The sequence below is a fragment of the Kitasatospora sp. NPDC029367 genome (assembly GCF_055569135.1).
Genome location: NZ_JBVHYH010000063.1, coordinates 21,292 through 37,700, shown reverse-complemented (window position 1 = coordinate 37,700; position 16,409 = coordinate 21,292). Strand labels below are relative to the sequence as shown.

Sequence of the window (16,409 nt, the reverse complement as noted above, 5' to 3'; positions counted from 1 at the left end):
GCTTCCCCGGTCCTCTCCAACGCTCGGCTCCCGGCTCTCGGTCATGCTGGCGCCGAGCCGTCGGGGGAACCCGGCGCTTTTAGCTGTTTGGCGGGATCGCCCGCGGATCGGCTGCTCCGGCCGCGACGGTCGCACCGGTCGCGACGGCCGTACCGGCCGCACCGGCTTCCTCGGCCGCGACGGCGATCCGGGCGAGGTGGTCCAGGTCGAGGATCGTGATCCTGCGGTAGCCCGTGACGACCGCGCCCGAGTCCCGCAGCGCCCGCAGGGCCTTGTGGATCGACGACTCCGCCGCGCCGACCAACGTGGCCATCTCCGGTTGTGACAACGGGAGTTGGGCTTCCTTGCGGCCCGGTCGGCCGTAGGTGACGGCCAGGTGGTGCAGGATCCTGGCCAGCCGTCCGAGCACGTCGCAACCGGTGAAGTCGACGATCCGGCCGGTCGCCGTCCGCAGCTTGGCCACCACGCTCGCGTTGAGCGCGAGCCCGATGGCGGGGTGCTGCTTCGTGCACTCCAGCAGTTCGGAGGACAGGATGTAGCGGGCCAGCACCCGGCCGCAGGTCGTCACGGTGCCGCTGCGCGGCTGGCCGTCGATCCCGGCGAGCTCTCCGACCAGGTCCCCGGCCATCCGTACCGCCACCAGCGCCTCCCGGCCGTCCTGCGCGTGCGCGGTGACCTTCACCGTGCCGCCGAGCAGGAGCAGCGCGAAGTCCGAGGTGTCGGCCTCGTGGATGGTGATCTGACCGGCCGGGTAGACCACGCCGTGGCCGAGCCCCAGCAGGACCCGGCGGTCGGCCTCGCCGACCCGGCCGAGCAGCCCGGCCGGCGGCCAGTAGGCCTCGGCCCCGCGCACCCGTGTGTTGCTCATCGGTCACTCCTCCTCCTCGTCCGGCCGAAGCCGGACAAGCCGTATTAGTAGCCGTTCTACCCGAGGACCCCTCCTCTACGATCTCGTCAACCATCTTGTCGGCGCCTCCAGTTCGGCGCCGACGGCACATCGGTCTCCGAGTGCCGGCCCCTGGCGTGACCGCAGCGGGAAGCAGAGGGAACGTGAATCCGAGGTACGAATACCGAGCGCTGTTGGCGTGCGACATCGCGGCTTCCGCGGGCCGCGGGCAGCAGCGGCTGCAGGAGATCCGTGGTGCGCTGCGATCCGTGCTGTCCGGTGCCCTCGACGTCGCGGAGTTGGACCGGCGGGACGTCGCGTACCTGGACACCGGTGACGGCTGCCGGCTGGTCGCTCCGGCCGGGCTGCCCAAGGCCGAACTGCTGGTCCCGCTGCTGCCGGAGCTGAGCGCGCGGATCCGCGGGCACAACCGGCAGGCGGGCCCGGAGGCCCGGTTGCGGGTGCGGGTGGCGGTGCACGCGGGGGAGGTCCGGTTCGATCCGGACGGCATCGTCTCCGGCACTCCGTTCGAGGTGCTCGCCCGGCTGCTGGACGCGGCCCCGCTGCGGCGTGCGGCCGTGGCCGGTCCGGACGGTGCCCCGGTGGCCGCGATCCTTTCGCAGCACTACTACGAGGAGACGGTCGGGCACGGCTACGAGGGGCTCGAAGCCGATGCCTTCACCGCGGCCGAGGTGGTCGTGAAGGAGTACGCCGCGCGGGCGTGGCTCTGGTACCCGGGCAGCCCGGTCGGGCCACGACCCGAGGAGGAAGCGGGGCCGCGGACCGCGGAAACCGGACCACGACCTGTGGAAGCCGGGCAACAGCCGACGGAGGCCGAGCCGCGGACCGTGGAGCAGGTCGTCCGGGCCACCGGGCACGGCACGGTCTTCGCCGTCGCCCGCGGCGTCCAACACATCCGATCCAACGAACGGGGCTGAAACGCCGATGAACGAGGAACTCGCCGAGCTGGCCGCGAGCGGAGCCGCCGCTCTGGTCGCCGCGATGGGCACCGACCTCTGGACGGAGGCGAAACGGCTGATGAGCGGCGTCATCGCCCGGGCCCACGGAGGCCGCCGCAGGGAACTGGCCGCCGCACTGGAGCTGCCGTCGACCACCACGAGGGGAGTGGTCGACGGCGAGGTCGTGGGCTACTGGACCGACGCCCTGGTCCAGTTGCTCGACCGGAACCCGGGTCTCGCCCGGGACGTCACGGCCCTCGCGTCGCTGCGGATCCCGCACCAGCCGGACGTCGCGGTCCAGGTCAACTCCGCGACCGGTTCGGGTGAGGTGTTCGCGGTGCAGCACGGCAACCAGCACTTCGCCGGCGGGCCGAGGTCCCGCGACTCCGGGGACGGGCGATGAGCGGGGGCGACGGCCGGTCGGACGGTCCGACGGACGGCTGGGTGCGGGCGGGGCTGCTCGTCGCCGTCACCGTCGGGGCCCTCGTCGAGGTCGGCACTCCGCACCGGCACTACGGCTGGTTGGTGAACGTGTTGGCCCTCGCGGCGATGGGTGTCGTCGGTGCGGCGGCCGCGCTGGGATCCGAGCTCGCCGTGGCACCGGCCGGGCAGCGGGGTCGGCCCGAACAGGAGCCCCGGGGCTTCGAACGGGAACCCCGGTCCGACCCGGCGGCGCCGGCCTGCCGCTACGTCGCGGGGCCGACCGGGCCGACCGCGCCGACCGCGCCGATTGCGCCGACGGCCCAGCCGGGGAAGCCCCGGCCGTTCCTGCGCGAGCGGCCGACCGACCTGAGCGTTCCCCGCTTCGGTGACGGTGCACGGGCCCAGGGCTTTCCCTGGCTGCTGCCGGAGCGCACGGTGCAGAACGGGATCGCCGCCGACGAGGCCACGGTCGGCGCCCTCGCCATCCGCGCGGCCTCCGTGGTCGGGCCGGGCCACCGGTGCGATCAGCCCGCCGGGCCGCGACAGGACTCCTACCGGATCGGGCGCACCCGGGACAGCCGGTACGCGATCGTGGCCGTGGCCGACGGCCTGTCCAGCGCGGCGTGGTCCGACACCGGGGCCACCACGGCCTCCAGCCGGGCCGTCACCCTGCTGCGCGAGCAGATCGAGGCCGGCGGCTTCGACCGGCTCGACGTCAAGGAGTTGTACGGGCGGGTCGCGGAGTCGGTCGCCGGGCAGGCGGCCGGACGCGGCGTCGGCACCTCGCACCTGGCCACCGTGCTGATCACTGCGGTGATCGCCGAGCCGGACGCGAGCGGCGCGGCCCGGGCGTGGGTCGGGTGGCTCGGTGACAGTTCGGCCTGGATGCTCGACCCACGTGTCCCGCGGTGGCAGTTCGCCGCCGGCGAGGCGAAGGACCGCGAGGGCCCGGTGGTCTCGAACGAGGTCGCCGGCCGGCTGCCGGACACGCCGCACCTGGCCCTGGACGGCTACCTCACGCTGGCCCCCGGTGCCGCCCTGGCCCTGGTCACCGACGGGATCGGCGACGCGTGGGCGGACCGGGCGGGCAACGTCAACGAGTACTTCGCGAACGCCTGGCGCTCGCCGGTCCCGGCCACCCGGTTCACCGCCGACGTCGGCTTCGACGCACCGCAGTGCCTCGACGATCGCACCGCTGTCGTGGTGTGGAACGGCAGGGCGGCATGACCGACCTCCGTCCCGTCGCCGAGGGCGGCGGCGTCCCGGCGGTCGATCCGCGGGGCTGGTCGTTGCCGCGGGCCGTGGGCCTCGGCGATCTCGGACCGCTCGCCGAACCGATCTCCGAGCACAACGGTCAGGCCGTCGCGGTGCGGCCGTTGACGGATCATCCGGGCTGGCTGGCCAAGCTCTACCGGCCGGACCAGCACCCGGAGGACGCCCGGCGGATCGACCTGTTGATCTCGGCGCCGGACACCCTGCCGGAGGCGGAGCGGGCGACCCTGTACGCCGGGACGTGCTGGCCCGCGGCCCGGATCCACGGGCCCGGCAGTCCGGTCGTCGGGTGCGTGATCCCGATGGCGCCCGAGCACTACCGGGCCGAGCTGAGGCGTGGGAAGTTCAGCGAGCGCCGGTTCCTGGAGATCGACTGGTTGGCGAAGTCCGACGAGTCGATCCGGGGCGTCGGCCTGCCGCGTCCCGGTTTCGAGGACCGGTTGGCGGCCTGTCGCCGGCTGACCGAGCTCGCCGCGATTCTGGAGCGGCTGGGCCTGGTCTACTCGGACTGGTCCTACTCCAACGCCTTCTGGAGCCCCGACCGGCGTTCCGTCTACCTGATCGACGTCGACGGCTGCCGGCCGAAGAGGATGCCCGACACCCACCAGCCGAACTGGGCCGACCCGCTCACACCGCCGGGCTCCGACGCGGACCATTGCACCGACCGTTACCGGCTCGGCCTGCTCGTCGCCAAGTGTCTGACCGGCCAGCGCGATGCGCGCGCCTTCTACAGCGTCTCCCTGTCGCCCTGGCCGGACCAGCCCGCCCTCTCCGAGGTGCTGCTGGACATGCTGTTCGCGACCGATCGCGAACGACGGCCCACCGCAGCCCAGTTGAGCCAGGCGCTGAACAACGGGCCCTACCTCAGGCCCGTGCCGCGGCCGACCCGTGGCCCGCTGCCCCCGGTGCCTCCGCTGCCCACGCACCTGGTCCCGCAGCCCGCCGCCGACGCGGTCAGCGCCGACCCGGTCGGCGTTGGCCCGGTCAGCGTTGGGCCGGTCACCACCACGGCAGGCGCCGCCGAGTCGGGTACCGCCAAGGGCGCCCCGGGCGCCGCCGAGCAGAAGGAGGATCCCGCGACCAGCCGGAACGCCCAGTGGGCCTGGGTGGTCGTCATCGCCGTGATCCTGCTCATCGTCATCAGCCTCGCCTCCCATCACTAGCTCAGAGGTGCACACATGTCACTCTGCCTGCCCACCTACGTGGTGATCGACGCGTCCTCGTCGATGAAGCCGCACGAGGCAGTGCTCAACGCGACCCTCTCGCGTCTGCACTACAACCTGGCGACCAATCCGCGCGTCTCGGAGTTCGCCCGGGTCAGCGTGGTCGCCTTCTCCACCGACGTGCACGTGGTGATCCCGATGTCGGACATGGAACAGGTGCCCAACATGCCCGAGGTGATCTGCGGCGGGCGCACGGACTACGGCAAGACCTTCGACCGGCTGCGGGAATGCATCGAGCAGGATGTCAGCAGCCTGCGGGCGCAGCACTACAGCGTGCTGCGGCCGACGGTCTTCTTCCTGACCGACGGCGGTCCGACCGACGCGGGCTGGCGGCAGTCCTTCCGCGAGCTGGTGGACCGGAGCCGGCCGCGCTACCCGCACGTGATCGCCTACGGCTTCGGCGCCGCCGAGCGCGGGGTGCTGCAGGAGGTGGCGACCAAGGCGCTGTTCATCGCCGACGGTACGGACACCGAGTCGGCGCTGAGCGGGGCGATCTCCGGCCTGCTCAACACCCTGATCGCCTCGTCGCAGACCGGTCAGATGCAGATCGCCACCGACGTCAAGGGCTTCGAGTACGTCCAGGTCGCCCAGGAATACGTGGACTGAGCATGGCCACCGACCCCCGTACCCCGGCGCCCCGGGCGCTGCGCGCCTCCGTCGGGCTCTCCGTACTGGCCGCCGTACTGCTCGCCTGCGGCGGCGCGGTCGAGGCGGCGGGCAATCTCCTCGGCCCCTCGACGGCCGGGGGAGGCGGCGGCTCGCACCCGGCGACGCCGGCGCCGGCCCGGCCGAGCCCCGACGTCACCTCTTCCCCCGCTTCCCCGGCCTCCACCGCGGCGTCGTCGCCGAGTTGTCCGCCCTCGCCCTCGCTCTCGTCCTCGCCCCCGTCCACCCTGCTGCCCGAGCCCGCGCCGACCGCCACCACTCCGTCGTCGGCTGCCACCCCGTCGTCCGCTGCCACGAGGAGCCGTTCCAGGCACGAGACCGCCAGAGCGACGGTTCCGGTGCCGGAGAGCCCCGCTGAGTAGCTGCCGGGCTCCGGGCCCGACGGGGGCCGAGCAGTACGGCGGGCAGCACGGCGGGCGACGGCCGGAACACGCCGCACGGCCCGGGGCGGGAGCTCGATCCCGACCCGGGCCGCCGTCGTCCCCTCCCGGGTCCGGCACGGCCCGGCGTCGCTCGGTGTGTCCGCCTCGGTGTCAACGCGTGGTGTGGGCACCGACGTTGAGGTGAGGTCCGGCCGCGGCTTGAGGGTGCCCCGGGGTCCGGGGCCGGTGGCCTGCTGTGGTAGGAGGGACGGGTGACTACCAGGGCTTTCGATGCGGTGCTGTGTGATGTGGACGGTGTGATCCGGTTCTTCGACGGGGCCGGGGTGGCCGCGCTGGAGCGGGCCGCCGGGGTGGAGGAGGGGAGTACGGCGGCGGTCGGGTTCGCGCCGGTGAACGACCTGCCCTTGCTGCTGGGGCGGATCGGCCGGGCGGAGTGGGTGGACTCGATCGCGCGCGGGCTGGCCGGCCGGGTGTCGGAGGAGGCGGCCCGGGGCCTGGCGGAGGCGTTCGCGCACTCGCCGTTCTGGGCGGACGAGGTCGTGGTGGAACTGCTGCGGCGGGTGCGGGAGCACTGCCGGGTGGTGCTGGTGACCAACGCGACGGTGTGGCTGGACGAGGACCTGGCGCGCCTGGGGCTGACGGACCTGGCGGACGAGGTGGTGAACAGCTCCCAGGTGGGCAGCGCGAAGCCGGACCGCCGGATCTACGAGATAGCCGCCGGGCGGGTGGGGGCGAGGCCGGAGCGGTGCCTGTTCGTCGACGACCGGCAGGAGAACGTGGACGCGGCGGTGGCGCTGGGGATGACCGGGCTGCTCTACCGGGGCCCGGAGGACCTGCGGCGGGCGCTGGCACCGCTCCTGGGGTGACGGGCGCGGGAGACCCTGGCCGGTCTGCTGGGCGAGTGGCTCGCCGGCGGGTGGCGGGGCCGCAGGTGCCGGGCGAGGATCGGGGGGACCGTACGGACCCCTGAGGGCGGTGGGCGCGGATGGCGGAGCGGACGGGGGAGACGGGGGAGACCCGGGCGCAGCTGTCGGCGCGGTTGAACTGGCTGCGGGCCGCCGTGCTGGGTGCCAACGACGGCGTGGTCTCGACGGCCGGGATCGTGACCGGTGTGGCGGGCGCGGCCGGGTCCCGCGCCGCACTGCTCGCAGCCGGGGTGGCCGGGCTGCTGGCGGGGGCGATGTCGATGGCGGCCGGCGAGTACGTCTCGGTCAGCACCCAACGGGACACCGAGCGGGCCGCGTTGGCGAAGGAGCGGCGCGAGCTGGCCGAGGACCCGGAGGGGGAGCTCGACGAACTGACCGACTACTACCGGGACAGCGGGCTGACCGACGGGCTGGCCCGGGAGGTGGCCACGGCGCTGACCGAGCGGGACGCGCTGGCGGCCCACGCGCAGACCGAACTCGGCATCGACCCCGAGGCGTTGACCAATCCCTGGGAGGCGGCGCTGGCGAGTGCGGCCGCGTTCACGCTGGGTGCGCTGGTGCCGCTGCTGGCGGTGCTGCTGCCGCCGGAGTCCTGGCGGCTGGGGGTGACGGTGGCCGCGGTGGTGCTGGCGCTGACGGCCTCGGGGTGGGCGAGTGCCCGGCTCGGCGGGGCGGGGCCGGGGCGGGCGGTGGCGCGCAACGTGGCGGGCGGGCTGCTGGCGATGGCGGTGACGTACAGCGGCGGGGTGCTGTTGGACCGCCTCAGCAGCTGACGGGCTCTGCGGGCCGACGGGTTCCACCGGCCGACGGGCTTCACGGGCTCCACCGGCCGACGGGCGAGCCCAGGCCTCGGGCCGGGCCCCGGGCGGGATCCGGCTCGACAGGCGGCCCGGCGCGCCCTGTGTTTCTGTGGCTGCAAACCGCTTGGAAGAGGTGAACCACCGTGACGATGCCCCCGTTCGGATCGAGCGACCCGTTCTCCGACCTGCTCAGCCGGTTCTTCGGGATGAGTCCGCTGGCCTCCCCGCCCGCCGTGCAGCGGGTGCCGATCGGGCGGCTGCTCAGCGAGTCCTCCCAGGAGCTGCTGGGGCTCGCCGCGCAGCGTGCGGCCGAGGACGGCAGCAGCGACCTGGACACCGCGCACCTCGCTTGGGCGGCCACCCGGGTGGAGCCCTCCCGGCGGATGCTGGAGCGCGCGGGCATCGACCCGGACCAGCTCTCCGGGGACCTGGAGCACGCGCTGCCCTCCGGCAACCCGGAGGCGCTGGACGGGCGGCCCGCGCTGACCCCGTCGGCCAAACGCGCGCTGCTCGCGGCGCACGCCCGTTCGCAGGCGGCCGGCGCCTCGTACATCGGCCCGGAGCACATCCTCGGTGCGCTGCTGGAGCAGGAGCGGTCCGGTGCGGGGACGGCGCTGCGCAACGCGGCGCCCTCGCAGGAGGCGTTGAAGTCGGTGCTGGACGGGCGCGGCACGGGCGGCGAGCGCAGCAGCACGGGCGGGCACCCGAGCGACACCCCGACCCTCGACGAGTACGGGCAGGACCTCACCGAGGAGGCGCGCGGGGGCCGGCTGGACCCGGTGGTCGGGCGGGCCGAGGAGATCGAGCAGACCGTGGAGATCCTCTCCCGGCGGACCAAGAACAACCCGGTGCTGATCGGCGAGCCGGGCGTCGGCAAGACCGCGATCGTCGAGGGGCTGGCCCAGCGGATCGTCTCCGGGGACGTCCCGCAGAGCCTGCGGGGCAAGCGGGTGGTCACCCTGGACCTGACCGCGCTGGTGGCCGGCTCCAAGTACCGGGGCGAGTTCGAGGAGCGGTTGAAGAAGGTGATCGACGAGGTCACGGCGGCCGAGAAGAGCGTGATCCTGTTCCTGGACGAGCTGCACACCGTGGTCGGCGCGGGCGGTGGCGGCGAGGGGTCGATGGACGCCGGGAACATCCTCAAACCGGCCCTGGCGCGCGGGGAGTTGAGCGTGGTCGGCGCGACCACGCTGGACGAGTACCGCAAGCACGTGGAGAAGGACGCCGCGCTGGAGCGCCGCTTCCAGCCGGTGCTGGTGCCGGAGCCGAGCGTCGAGGAGACGATCGAGATCCTCCGGGGGCTGCGCGACGCGTACGAGGCGCACCACCAGGTGCGGTTCACCGACGAGGCGCTGGACGCGGCGGCGACCCTCTCCGACCGGTACGTCAGCGACCGCTTCCTGCCCGACAAGGCGATCGACCTGCTGGACCAGGCCGGCGCCCGGGTGCGGCTGCGCAGCCTGAGCGGCTCCACCGAGGCGACCTCGGTGCAGGACCGGATCACCAAGTTGAAGCGGGAGCTGGACGAGGCGGTCGCGGACGAGGAGTTCGTCCGGGCCGCCAACCTCAAGTCCGAGCTGCGGCGCACCGAGGACGAGCTGGCGGCGATCGCCGAGTCCCGCGAGGAGGTCGTCGACGTGACCGCCGACGACATCGCCCAGGTGCTCTCCTCCCGCACCGGCATCCCGGTCGCGGAGCTGAACGCGACCGAGAAGGAGCGGCTGCTCAAGCTGGAGGACCACCTGCACGAGAAGGTGATCGGCCAGGACGAGGCGGTCACCGCCGTCGCCCAGGCGGTGCGCCGCGGCCGCGCCGGGATGGGCGACCCGGACCGGCCGACCGGCTCCTTCCTCTTCCTGGGGCCGACCGGCGTCGGCAAGACCGAGTTGGCCAAGGCCCTGGCGGCGCTGCTGTTCGGCGACCCGGACCGGATGATCCGCTTCGACATGAGCGAGTTCCAGGAGAAGCACACCGTCTCCCGGCTGGTCGGCTCCCCGCCCGGGTACGTCGGCTACGAGGAGGCCGGGCAGCTGACCGAGGCGGTCCGCCGCAAGCCGTACAGCGTGCTGCTCTTCGACGAGGTGGAGAAGGCGCACCCGGACGTCTTCAACCTGCTGCTCCAGGTGCTGGACGACGGGCGGCTCACCGACTCCCAGGGGCGTACGGTCGACTTCCGCAACACCGTGGTGATCATGACCAGCAACATCGGCTCGCAGCGGATCCTGGACCACTCGGGCAACGTGGACGAGATCAGGGACGACCTGATGCGGGACCTGCGCCAGCAGTTCCGGCCGGAGTTCCTCAACCGGATCGACGAGGTGATCGTCTTCCACGCGCTCACCCGGAAGGACCTGCTGTCGGTGGTCGACCTGCTGCTGGAGCGCAGCCGGCGGCGGCTGCGGGCCCAGGACGTGCGGCTGGAGGTCACCGAGGCGGCCAAGGAGTACCTGGTCAACCGCGGCTACCAGCCGGAGTTCGGGGCCCGGCCGCTGCGCCGGACGATCCAGTCGGAGCTGGACAACCGGATCTCCAACCTGCTGCTGGACGGGACGGTGCGGGAGGGGGACACGCTGATCGCGGACGTCGAGGACGGGGAGCTGACGGTGACGCTGGCGCGGCCGGAGCCGTCGGCGACCTTCGCGGAGGCGGAGGAGAAGGCGCAGGCGGGGGCGGAGGCCGAGGGGTGAGGCGGAGCGGTGAGACGGAGGGGTAAGAGCAGGCCGACGGGTTCGGGCGTACTCCAGCGGGAGTACGCCCGAACGCCACTGGTGGAGGACGCGCCGGGGCCGGGCACGGGTCTAGCCTTCCGGGCATGATGCCGCCCACGTCCCCACCGCCGGAGCAGGGGCCGCCCTCCCCGGAGGCGCCGCCCGAGCCGTGGCGCCCGCCCTGGGCGCGCGGGGCCCGCTCGGGCCTGCCGGTGCGACTGGCGGTGGCGGCCGCCGTGGTCCAGGTGGTCGGGTCGGGAGTCGCCGCCCGCCACCAGGCGGGCCGGGCCCCGCTGGACGCCGTCGGCTACCTGCTGTTGCTGCTCGGCCCGGCGCTGCTGGCGGTGCTCGGGCGCCGTCCGGTCGCCGCGGTGGCGGGGACGTCGGTGGTGACCGCCGGGTACCTGGCCGCCGGGTACCCGTACGGCCCGGTGTTCGTGAGCTGGGTGATCGCCTGCTGCTTCGCGATCGGCTGCGGACACCGCCGGGCGGCCTGGACGGCGGTCGCCGGGGTGTACCTGGTGCACGTCCTGGTGTCCTTCGTCCTGCCGGACGGCTGGCTGCGCGCCGCCAAGCCCCGATTCGTCTGGCAGGTGGAACTCGGGCTGCTGGCCTGGCTGCTGCTGATGCTGGCGGTCGCCGAGCTGATCCGCTTCCGGCGCGAGCGGATCGCCGCCCACCGGGCCTACCGGCAGCAGCTGGAGCAGCGCCGGGCCAACGAGGAACGGCTCAGGATGGCCAGGGAGTTGCACGACATCCTGGCGCACAGCCTGTCCCTGATCAACATCCAGGCGGGGGTCGCGCTGGCGCTGCTGGACCGGCGGCCGGCGGAGGCCCGCACGGCGCTGGTCACCATCAAGTCGACCAGCAAGGAGGCGCTCGGCGAGGTCCGCCAGGTGCTCGCCACGCTGCGCGGGCCCGACGCGGCGCCGCGCGGGCCGGCCCCCGGGCTGGGGCGGCTGGACGAACTCACCGAGCAGGCCGACCGGATGGGGCTGACGGTCGAGGTGCACGAGGACGGCGTCCGCCGCCCGCTGTCCGCCACCGTCGACCTGACCGCCTTCCGGATCGTCCAGGAGGCGCTGACCAACGTGATCCGGCACTCGGTGGCCCGGGAGGCGGTCGTGGTGCTGGACTGGCGGGACACCGCCGTCCTGGTGGTCCGGGTCGAGGACCCGGGGCCCGCGGTGGTCGCGGACGCCGGCGGGTCCGGCAGCGGGCTGGTCGGGATGCGGGAACGCGCCTCCGCGTTCGGTGGCACCATCACGGCGGGGCCGCTGCCCGGCGGCGGCTTCCGGGTCCGGGCGGAGCTGCCGACACCGAAGGCGGAGAGCGATTGATTCGGGTACTGCTGGCGGATGACCAACTGCTGGTCCGGGCGGGCTTCCGGGCCCTGCTGGACCTCCAGGACGACCTCACCGTGGTCGGCGAGGCGGACGACGGCGAGGCGGCGCTGCGGCTCGCCCGCGAGCTGGTGCCCGACGTCGTGCTGATGGACGTCCGGATGCCCCGGATGGACGGGCTGGAGGCCACCCGGAGGATCGCCGGGGACCCAGCGCTGTCCTCCGTACGGGTGGTCGTGCTGACCACCTTCGAGCTGGACGAGTACGTCTTCGAGGCACTGCGCTCGGGGGCGTCGGGCTTCCTGGTCAAGGACACCGAACCGGCCGACCTGCTGCGGGCGATCCGGGTCGCGGTGGCCGGGGACGCGCTGCTCTCGCCGGGCGTGACCAGGCGGCTGATCGGCGAGTTCGCGGCCCGCTCCAAGGGGCCGGAGACGGCTCCGGAGGGGCTCTCGGACGTCTCGGCGCTGACCGAGCGGGAGCGCGAGGTGCTGGCGCTGGTCGGGATGGGGCTGTCCAACGAGGAGATCGCCCGGCGGCTGGTGGTCAGCCCGCTGACGGCGAAGACGCACGTCAGCCGGGCGATGGTGAAGCTCGGGGCCCGGGACCGGGCGCAACTGGTGGTGCTGGCCTACGAGTCGGGGCTGGTGCGGCCGGGCTGGCTGGGCTGAGGCCCCGCGGCCGGGGCGGGACGGATTTCGGGCGCGCTTTCGCGCGGCTACTTCCGGCCCGGCGTGGCGCGGGGCCTGCGTACTCTCCCGGGAGTACTCCAAGTGCCGCTGCTGGTAGGACGCGTGATGAGGCCCCTCGGCGGGACGCTCAAGGCACCTCGGGAAGACCCGGGGCCGTGGAGCCGACCGCGAGGAGATGAACCGTGATGAACACGCAGCTGGCGGAGCAACTGGCGGACTGGCACGGGCCGGGCGCCTGGATCCTGCTGGTGCCCCTGGTCTGGATCGCCGTGGTGGTCCTGGTGATCGCACTGCTGCGCCGGACGGTCTGGCGGCGGCGCGGCGCCTGCGGGTTCGGGGCCGGCGCCCCGGGCGGCGCGGAGCACCCGCTGGCCGTCCTGGGCCGCCGCTACGCCGAGGGCGACATTGACGCCGAGGAGTACCGCGCCAAGCGGGCGGTGCTCACCGAGCCGACGCGGGACGGCCCCCGGGGCGGTGGCGCCGCGTGACCACTCTCGACGCCGTGCGCGGCACCGCCGCCCGGGCCGCCGACGCCGTGAAGGTCCACGGCGTCGGCGGGGGCCGGCCGCCGGGGTCCGGCGGATCAGCCCACCGTGACCTGCGGGAACACCTCCCGCAGCAGCGGGTCCGGCAGCCCGCGCTTGCGCCACTCGCGCGGGTAGCCGAGCGAGACCTCCTCGAACGGGACGCCGTCGTAGGAGGTCTTGCGCGGAATGTGCAGGTGCCCGTAGATCATCGCCGCGGTGTTGAAACGGCGGTGCCAGTCGGCGGTCAACTCGGTGCCGCACCACTGGGCGAACTCGGGGTACCAGAGGACTTCGGTGGGGTGGCGGACCAGCGGGTAGTGGTTGACCAGGACCAGCGGGACGTCCGGGTCGCAGGCCGCGAGCCGCTGTTCCGTCAGCCGGACGCGCTCACGGCACCAGGAGTCGCGGTCCGGGAACGGGTCCGGGTGGAGCATCCGCTCGTCCGCGCAGACGATGCCGCTCTCGTACGCGGCTGCCAGGGACTCCTCCTTGGTGGTCGTCCCCGGGGCGCGGAAGGTGTAGTCGTACAGGAGGAAGAGCGGGGCGATCCGCACCGGACCGGCGGGGCCCTGCCAGAGCGGGTACGGGTCCTCGGGGGTGACGACGCCGAGGGCGCGGCACAGTTCCACCAGGTGGTTGTAGCGGGCCACGCCGCGGAGCTGGACCGGGTCCTCGGGGTGGGTCCACAGCTCGTGGTTGCCGGGGGCCCACACCACACGGGCGAAGCGGTCGGCGAGCAGGCCGAGCGCCCACTCGATGCTGGTGGTGAGTTCGGCGACGTCACCGGCGACGAGCAGCCAGTCGTCGGGGTGGGTGGGCCGGAGCTTCTCCACCAGGTCGCGGTTCTCCTGGTAGGAGATGTGCAGGTCGCTCACCGCGAGCAGCCGCCCGCCCCCGCCCGCCCCGATGGGCCTCGGCTGTGCGTCGCTGCGGATCTCGGTACTCACTCCTGCCCCCTGTGGTCACCCGGCCGATGTGGCCACCCTACGTGGCGGGCGGGGGTCGTGGGCAGGGTTGACATGATCGGCTGTCCGGCCCGGGGCGTCCGGGAGTTGAAGCCGGTCAGGAGCCGAGGTCGATGAGCACGCCGTGGGAGGTGGCGGTGGTGACGGCGAGGATGGCCAGCGAGGCGATGCCGAGGGCCAGTCCGAGGAAGGCGCGGCCCCGGCGGCTGGTGCCGCGGACCAGGGCCAGGGTGGCGAGGGTGACGGCGATCGGGCCCAGCACGAGGTTGAAGAGCAGCAGGCCCGGGAGGCCGAGCAGGAAGGAGGCGACGGCCAGGTTGTCGGCCTCGGCGGTGCCCTGACGCTCGTCGGCGGCGCGCCCGGCGGTGCGCTCGGTGGTGCGCTCGGAGCTGCTACGGCCGGTGGCGGCGCGGCTGGTGATGGCGCGGCTGGTGACGGCGTGGTCGGTGACGGTGCTCATGGCGGTGGCGGTCCTCTCGGCGGTCGACGGGAGTGGACGGTGCGGCGGACTCAGCGGTGCCGCAGGCGGGCGACGCCCTCGCGGGCGCCGAAGGCGAGCAGCCAGGCGGAGATGGCGGCGGAGGCGGCGAGGAACACCGGGAGGGGGAGGTGGGCGGCGGTGCCGATCAGGACTCCCATGGCGACCAGTGCGGAGAACAGGATCACGGCTGGCTCCTTCGGCTGCGGATGCGGCGGCTGCTGCTGCGCCGATTTCGGTTGACAAGTGTTCACTGACTTCGAGGCCCACTGTACGCCCGGCTGGCCAAGTTCGGCAAACGACTGTTTACTGAATGGCGTGAATCACACCGTGGGGGCCAGACAGGCCCAGAAGCAGCAGAGTCGGCGGGCCTTGCTGGACGCCGGACTGCACCTGCTGGCCGATCAGAACCTGGCGAGCCTGGGCGTCCGCGAGGTCACCCGGGAGGCGGGGCTGTCCCCGGCCGCCTTCTACCGGCACTTCCCGGACCTCGCCGCCCTCGGCGTCGCCCTGGTCGAGGAGTCGCTGGCCAGCCTGCACGTCATGATCCGCGCGGTGCTCGCCGAGGCCGGCGGCGCCGAGGAGCTGATCGACCGGGCGGTGGACGTGATCCAGCGGCACGTCCGCGACCACCAGCCGCACGTGCGCTTCCTGTCGCGGGAGCGGCACGGCGGGGTCCGGCAGGTGCGCGAGGCGATCGACGCCGAACTGGGCCGCTTCGCCGCCGAGGTGGGCTCCGCCCTGGCGCTCCAGCCGGTCTCGGCGGGCTGGAGCGAGCAGGACCTGCGGATGCTGGCCGAGCTCTACGTCGACCACATGGTGTCGACGGCCTCCGCCTTCCTGGAGGCCCAGGAGGCGGACCCCGCCCGCGAGCAGCGGATCGCCGCCACGGCGCGCTCGCAGCTGCGCCTGATCAGCCTCGGCCGGCGGTACTGGCAGGGGAGTTGACCGCGGCGGGGTCCTGACCGCCCGCCCGGGCGCCGGGGGCACGGTCCGGGCGCCGTCCGGGCTCCGGGCCGGCGGTTCCTGACCAGGGGTGTTCTCTTGGTCCGGTTTTGACTCTTGACAGTAAGTCATGTCCGCGACAGCTTTGGGGGACCCCCACACCGAGAGGTCTCTCATGAAGAAGCCGCTCATAGGCATGCTCGCCACGCTCCTGGTCGCGGGCGCCACCGCCCTCGGCGGTGCCGCCCCGGCGCAGGCCGCTGCTCAGGCGCAGGTCACCGCCCCGACGGAGGCCACCGCCCAGGCCGAGGGCTCCGCCCCGGCGGCCAAGGCGGCCGCGGTCAACTTCGCCGGGACGGTCGCGCTCAGCAACTGCTCCGGCTCCCTGGTGCGGATGCCCGGCTCGGCCGCGACCGACCCGGCCCTGGTGCTCTCCAACGGCCACTGCCTGGAGTCCGGCATGCCCGGCCCCGGCGAGGTCGTCCTCAACCAGCCCTCCAGTCGGACCTTCACCCTGCTCAGCTCGACCGGTGGCCGCCTCGCCACCCTGCGTGCGAGCAAGGTGGTCTACGGCGCCATGACCGACACCGATGTGTCGATCTACCAGCTGAACACCACCTACGCCTCGATCAAGTCGAAGTACGGGATCTCGCCGCTGACCATCGCCGACACCCACCCCACCCAGGGGTCGGACATCCGGGTCGTCTCCGGTTACTGGAAGAAGATCTACTCCTGCTCGATCGACGGCTTCGCCTACCAGTTGAACGAGGCCGACTGGACGTTCAAGGACTCGGTCCGCTACACCTCGGGCTGCAACGTGATCGGCGGCACCTCCGGTTCGCCGGTGGTCGACGCCTCGACCGGTCTGCTGGTCGCCGTGAACAACACGATCAACGAGAGCGGCGAGTCCTGCACCCTGGACAACCCGTGCGAGGTCGACGAGTCGGGCGCGGTCACGGTGCACCAGGGCATCGGCTACGCCCAGGAGACCTACGGCATCCCCGCCTGCTTCGCGCCCGGCAACCGCCTCGACCTCACCCTGGCCGGCTGCACCCTGCCCCGCCCGTAGGCCCCGCCCGTAAGCCCTGGCCCGACCCCGCAAGCCCCGGCCCGCCCGCACCGCACCCCCTCGGCGGGCGGGCCGGCCGGCGGGACCTCCGGGCCGTCGACGGAACCGCAGCAACCCCCTTGACCAGCACCTTTCCCCGATGGG

The 16,409-nt window shown here is 73.6% G+C and carries 18 protein-coding genes; 14 read left to right on the top strand and 4 right to left on the bottom strand.

Annotated elements, in window-relative coordinates; genetic code table 11:
* Nucleotides 1–79 precede the first annotated feature (79 nt).
* Nucleotides 80–868, bottom strand: a complete 789-nt coding sequence (locus ACZ4W5_RS28155; RefSeq protein WP_465657688.1) for a Crp/Fnr family transcriptional regulator — start codon at nucleotides 866–868, stop codon at nucleotides 80–82.
* 212 nt (nucleotides 869–1,080) lie between these two features.
* On the opposite strand from ACZ4W5_RS28155, the gene ACZ4W5_RS28150 reads away from it, so the two are divergent.
* From ACZ4W5_RS28150 to ACZ4W5_RS28095, 12 genes are all read left to right on the top strand, one after another.
* A complete protein-coding gene (locus ACZ4W5_RS28150) occupies nucleotides 1,081–1,824 on the top strand; it encodes a hypothetical protein (RefSeq protein ID WP_465657686.1) in 744 nt (247 codons plus the stop codon).
* Nucleotides 1,825–1,831: 7 nt separating this feature from the next.
* The gene (locus tag ACZ4W5_RS28145; protein ID WP_465657685.1) at nucleotides 1,832–2,248 is read left to right on the top strand and encodes a hypothetical protein; all 417 of its coding nucleotides are present in this window, start codon (nucleotides 1,832–1,834) and stop codon (nucleotides 2,246–2,248) included.
* Nucleotides 2,245–3,495, top strand: coding sequence for a protein phosphatase 2C domain-containing protein (locus ACZ4W5_RS28140; protein ID WP_465657683.1), 1,251 nt, complete (start codon nucleotides 2,245–2,247; stop codon nucleotides 3,493–3,495). Before ACZ4W5_RS28145 ends, ACZ4W5_RS28140 begins: the two co-directional genes overlap by 4 nt.
* The gene (locus tag ACZ4W5_RS28135) at nucleotides 3,492–4,703 is read left to right on the top strand and encodes a serine/threonine-protein kinase (protein ID WP_465657682.1); all 1,212 of its coding nucleotides are present in this window, start codon (nucleotides 3,492–3,494) and stop codon (nucleotides 4,701–4,703) included. Before ACZ4W5_RS28140 ends, ACZ4W5_RS28135 begins: the two co-directional genes overlap by 4 nt.
* A 15-nt stretch (nucleotides 4,704–4,718) precedes the next feature.
* Nucleotides 4,719–5,369, top strand: a complete 651-nt coding sequence (locus ACZ4W5_RS28130; RefSeq protein WP_402483731.1) for a vWA domain-containing protein — start codon at nucleotides 4,719–4,721, stop codon at nucleotides 5,367–5,369.
* A 2-nt stretch (nucleotides 5,370–5,371) separates the two neighbouring features.
* Nucleotides 5,372–5,791, top strand: coding sequence for a hypothetical protein (locus ACZ4W5_RS28125; RefSeq protein WP_465657680.1), 420 nt, complete (start codon nucleotides 5,372–5,374; stop codon nucleotides 5,789–5,791).
* A 272-nt stretch (nucleotides 5,792–6,063) separates the two neighbouring features.
* Nucleotides 6,064–6,678: an HAD family hydrolase gene (locus ACZ4W5_RS28120; RefSeq protein ID WP_360228412.1), complete on the top strand. Its 615-nt coding sequence runs from the start codon at nucleotides 6,064–6,066 to the stop codon at nucleotides 6,676–6,678.
* Nucleotides 6,679–6,797: 119 nt separating this feature from the next.
* Nucleotides 6,798–7,511, top strand: a complete 714-nt coding sequence (locus ACZ4W5_RS28115) for a VIT1/CCC1 transporter family protein (protein WP_360228409.1) — start codon at nucleotides 6,798–6,800, stop codon at nucleotides 7,509–7,511.
* A 176-nt stretch (nucleotides 7,512–7,687) separates the two neighbouring features.
* Entirely contained in the window at nucleotides 7,688–10,225 is a 2,538-nt protein-coding gene (locus ACZ4W5_RS28110; RefSeq protein ID WP_465657700.1) for an ATP-dependent Clp protease ATP-binding subunit, read from the top strand.
* Nucleotides 10,226–10,350: 125 nt separating this feature from the next.
* Nucleotides 10,351–11,586: a sensor histidine kinase gene (locus ACZ4W5_RS28105; RefSeq protein ID WP_465657678.1), complete on the top strand. Its 1,236-nt coding sequence runs from the start codon at nucleotides 10,351–10,353 to the stop codon at nucleotides 11,584–11,586.
* Entirely contained in the window at nucleotides 11,583–12,260 is a 678-nt protein-coding gene (locus ACZ4W5_RS28100) for a response regulator transcription factor (RefSeq protein ID WP_360228400.1), read from the top strand. Before ACZ4W5_RS28105 ends, ACZ4W5_RS28100 begins: the two co-directional genes overlap by 4 nt.
* A gap of 206 nt (nucleotides 12,261–12,466) precedes the next feature.
* Complete coding sequence (locus tag ACZ4W5_RS28095; RefSeq protein ID WP_402483739.1) at nucleotides 12,467–12,769, top strand: SHOCT domain-containing protein; 303 nt, start codon at nucleotides 12,467–12,469, stop codon at nucleotides 12,767–12,769.
* Nucleotides 12,770–12,864: 95 nt separating this feature from the next.
* Here the strand turns inward: ACZ4W5_RS28095 and ACZ4W5_RS28090 are convergent, their stop codons facing one another.
* From ACZ4W5_RS28090 to ACZ4W5_RS28080, 3 genes are all read right to left on the bottom strand, one after another.
* On the bottom strand, nucleotides 12,865–13,755 hold the full coding sequence (locus tag ACZ4W5_RS28090) for a metallophosphoesterase family protein (protein WP_465657676.1): 891 nt from the start codon (nucleotides 13,753–13,755) through the stop codon (nucleotides 12,865–12,867).
* A gap of 115 nt (nucleotides 13,756–13,870) precedes the next feature.
* A complete protein-coding gene (locus tag ACZ4W5_RS28085; protein WP_360228391.1) occupies nucleotides 13,871–14,233 on the bottom strand; it encodes a DUF4190 domain-containing protein in 363 nt (120 codons plus the stop codon).
* 50 nt (nucleotides 14,234–14,283) lie between these two features.
* A complete protein-coding gene (locus tag ACZ4W5_RS28080; protein ID WP_375887834.1) occupies nucleotides 14,284–14,439 on the bottom strand; it encodes a hypothetical protein in 156 nt (51 codons plus the stop codon).
* Nucleotides 14,440–14,569: 130 nt separating this feature from the next.
* Here ACZ4W5_RS28080 and ACZ4W5_RS28075 point away from each other — a divergent pair, with 130 nt between their 5' ends.
* Nucleotides 14,570–15,199, top strand: coding sequence for a TetR family transcriptional regulator (locus ACZ4W5_RS28075; RefSeq protein WP_360228386.1), 630 nt, complete (start codon nucleotides 14,570–14,572; stop codon nucleotides 15,197–15,199).
* A 172-nt stretch (nucleotides 15,200–15,371) separates the two neighbouring features.
* Nucleotides 15,372–16,265, top strand: coding sequence for a trypsin-like peptidase domain-containing protein (locus ACZ4W5_RS28070; protein ID WP_360228383.1), 894 nt, complete (start codon nucleotides 15,372–15,374; stop codon nucleotides 16,263–16,265).
* Nucleotides 16,266–16,409: the final 144 nt, after the last annotated feature.

Coding starts and splice junctions, on each gene's coding strand:
- ACZ4W5_RS28155 (WP_465657688.1), bottom strand. CDS start 868: ATGAGCAACACACGGGTGCGCGGGGCCGAGGCCTACTGGCCGCCGGCC.
- ACZ4W5_RS28145 (WP_465657685.1), top strand. CDS start 1,832: ATGAACGAGGAACTCGCCGAGCTGGCCGCGAGCGGAGCCGCCGCTCTG.
- ACZ4W5_RS28140 (WP_465657683.1), top strand. CDS start 2,245: ATGAGCGGGGGCGACGGCCGGTCGGACGGTCCGACGGACGGCTGGGTG.
- ACZ4W5_RS28135 (WP_465657682.1), top strand. CDS start 3,492: ATGACCGACCTCCGTCCCGTCGCCGAGGGCGGCGGCGTCCCGGCGGTC.
- ACZ4W5_RS28130 (WP_402483731.1), top strand. CDS start 4,719: ATGTCACTCTGCCTGCCCACCTACGTGGTGATCGACGCGTCCTCGTCG.
- ACZ4W5_RS28125 (WP_465657680.1), top strand. CDS start 5,372: ATGGCCACCGACCCCCGTACCCCGGCGCCCCGGGCGCTGCGCGCCTCC.
- ACZ4W5_RS28115 (WP_360228409.1), top strand. CDS start 6,798: ATGGCGGAGCGGACGGGGGAGACGGGGGAGACCCGGGCGCAGCTGTCG.
- ACZ4W5_RS28110 (WP_465657700.1), top strand. CDS start 7,688: ATGCCCCCGTTCGGATCGAGCGACCCGTTCTCCGACCTGCTCAGCCGG.
- ACZ4W5_RS28105 (WP_465657678.1), top strand. CDS start 10,351: ATGATGCCGCCCACGTCCCCACCGCCGGAGCAGGGGCCGCCCTCCCCG.
- ACZ4W5_RS28095 (WP_402483739.1), top strand. CDS start 12,467: ATGAACACGCAGCTGGCGGAGCAACTGGCGGACTGGCACGGGCCGGGC.
- ACZ4W5_RS28085 (WP_360228391.1), bottom strand. CDS start 14,233: ATGAGCACCGTCACCGACCACGCCGTCACCAGCCGCGCCATCACCAGC.
- ACZ4W5_RS28070 (WP_360228383.1), top strand. CDS start 15,372: ATGAAGAAGCCGCTCATAGGCATGCTCGCCACGCTCCTGGTCGCGGGC.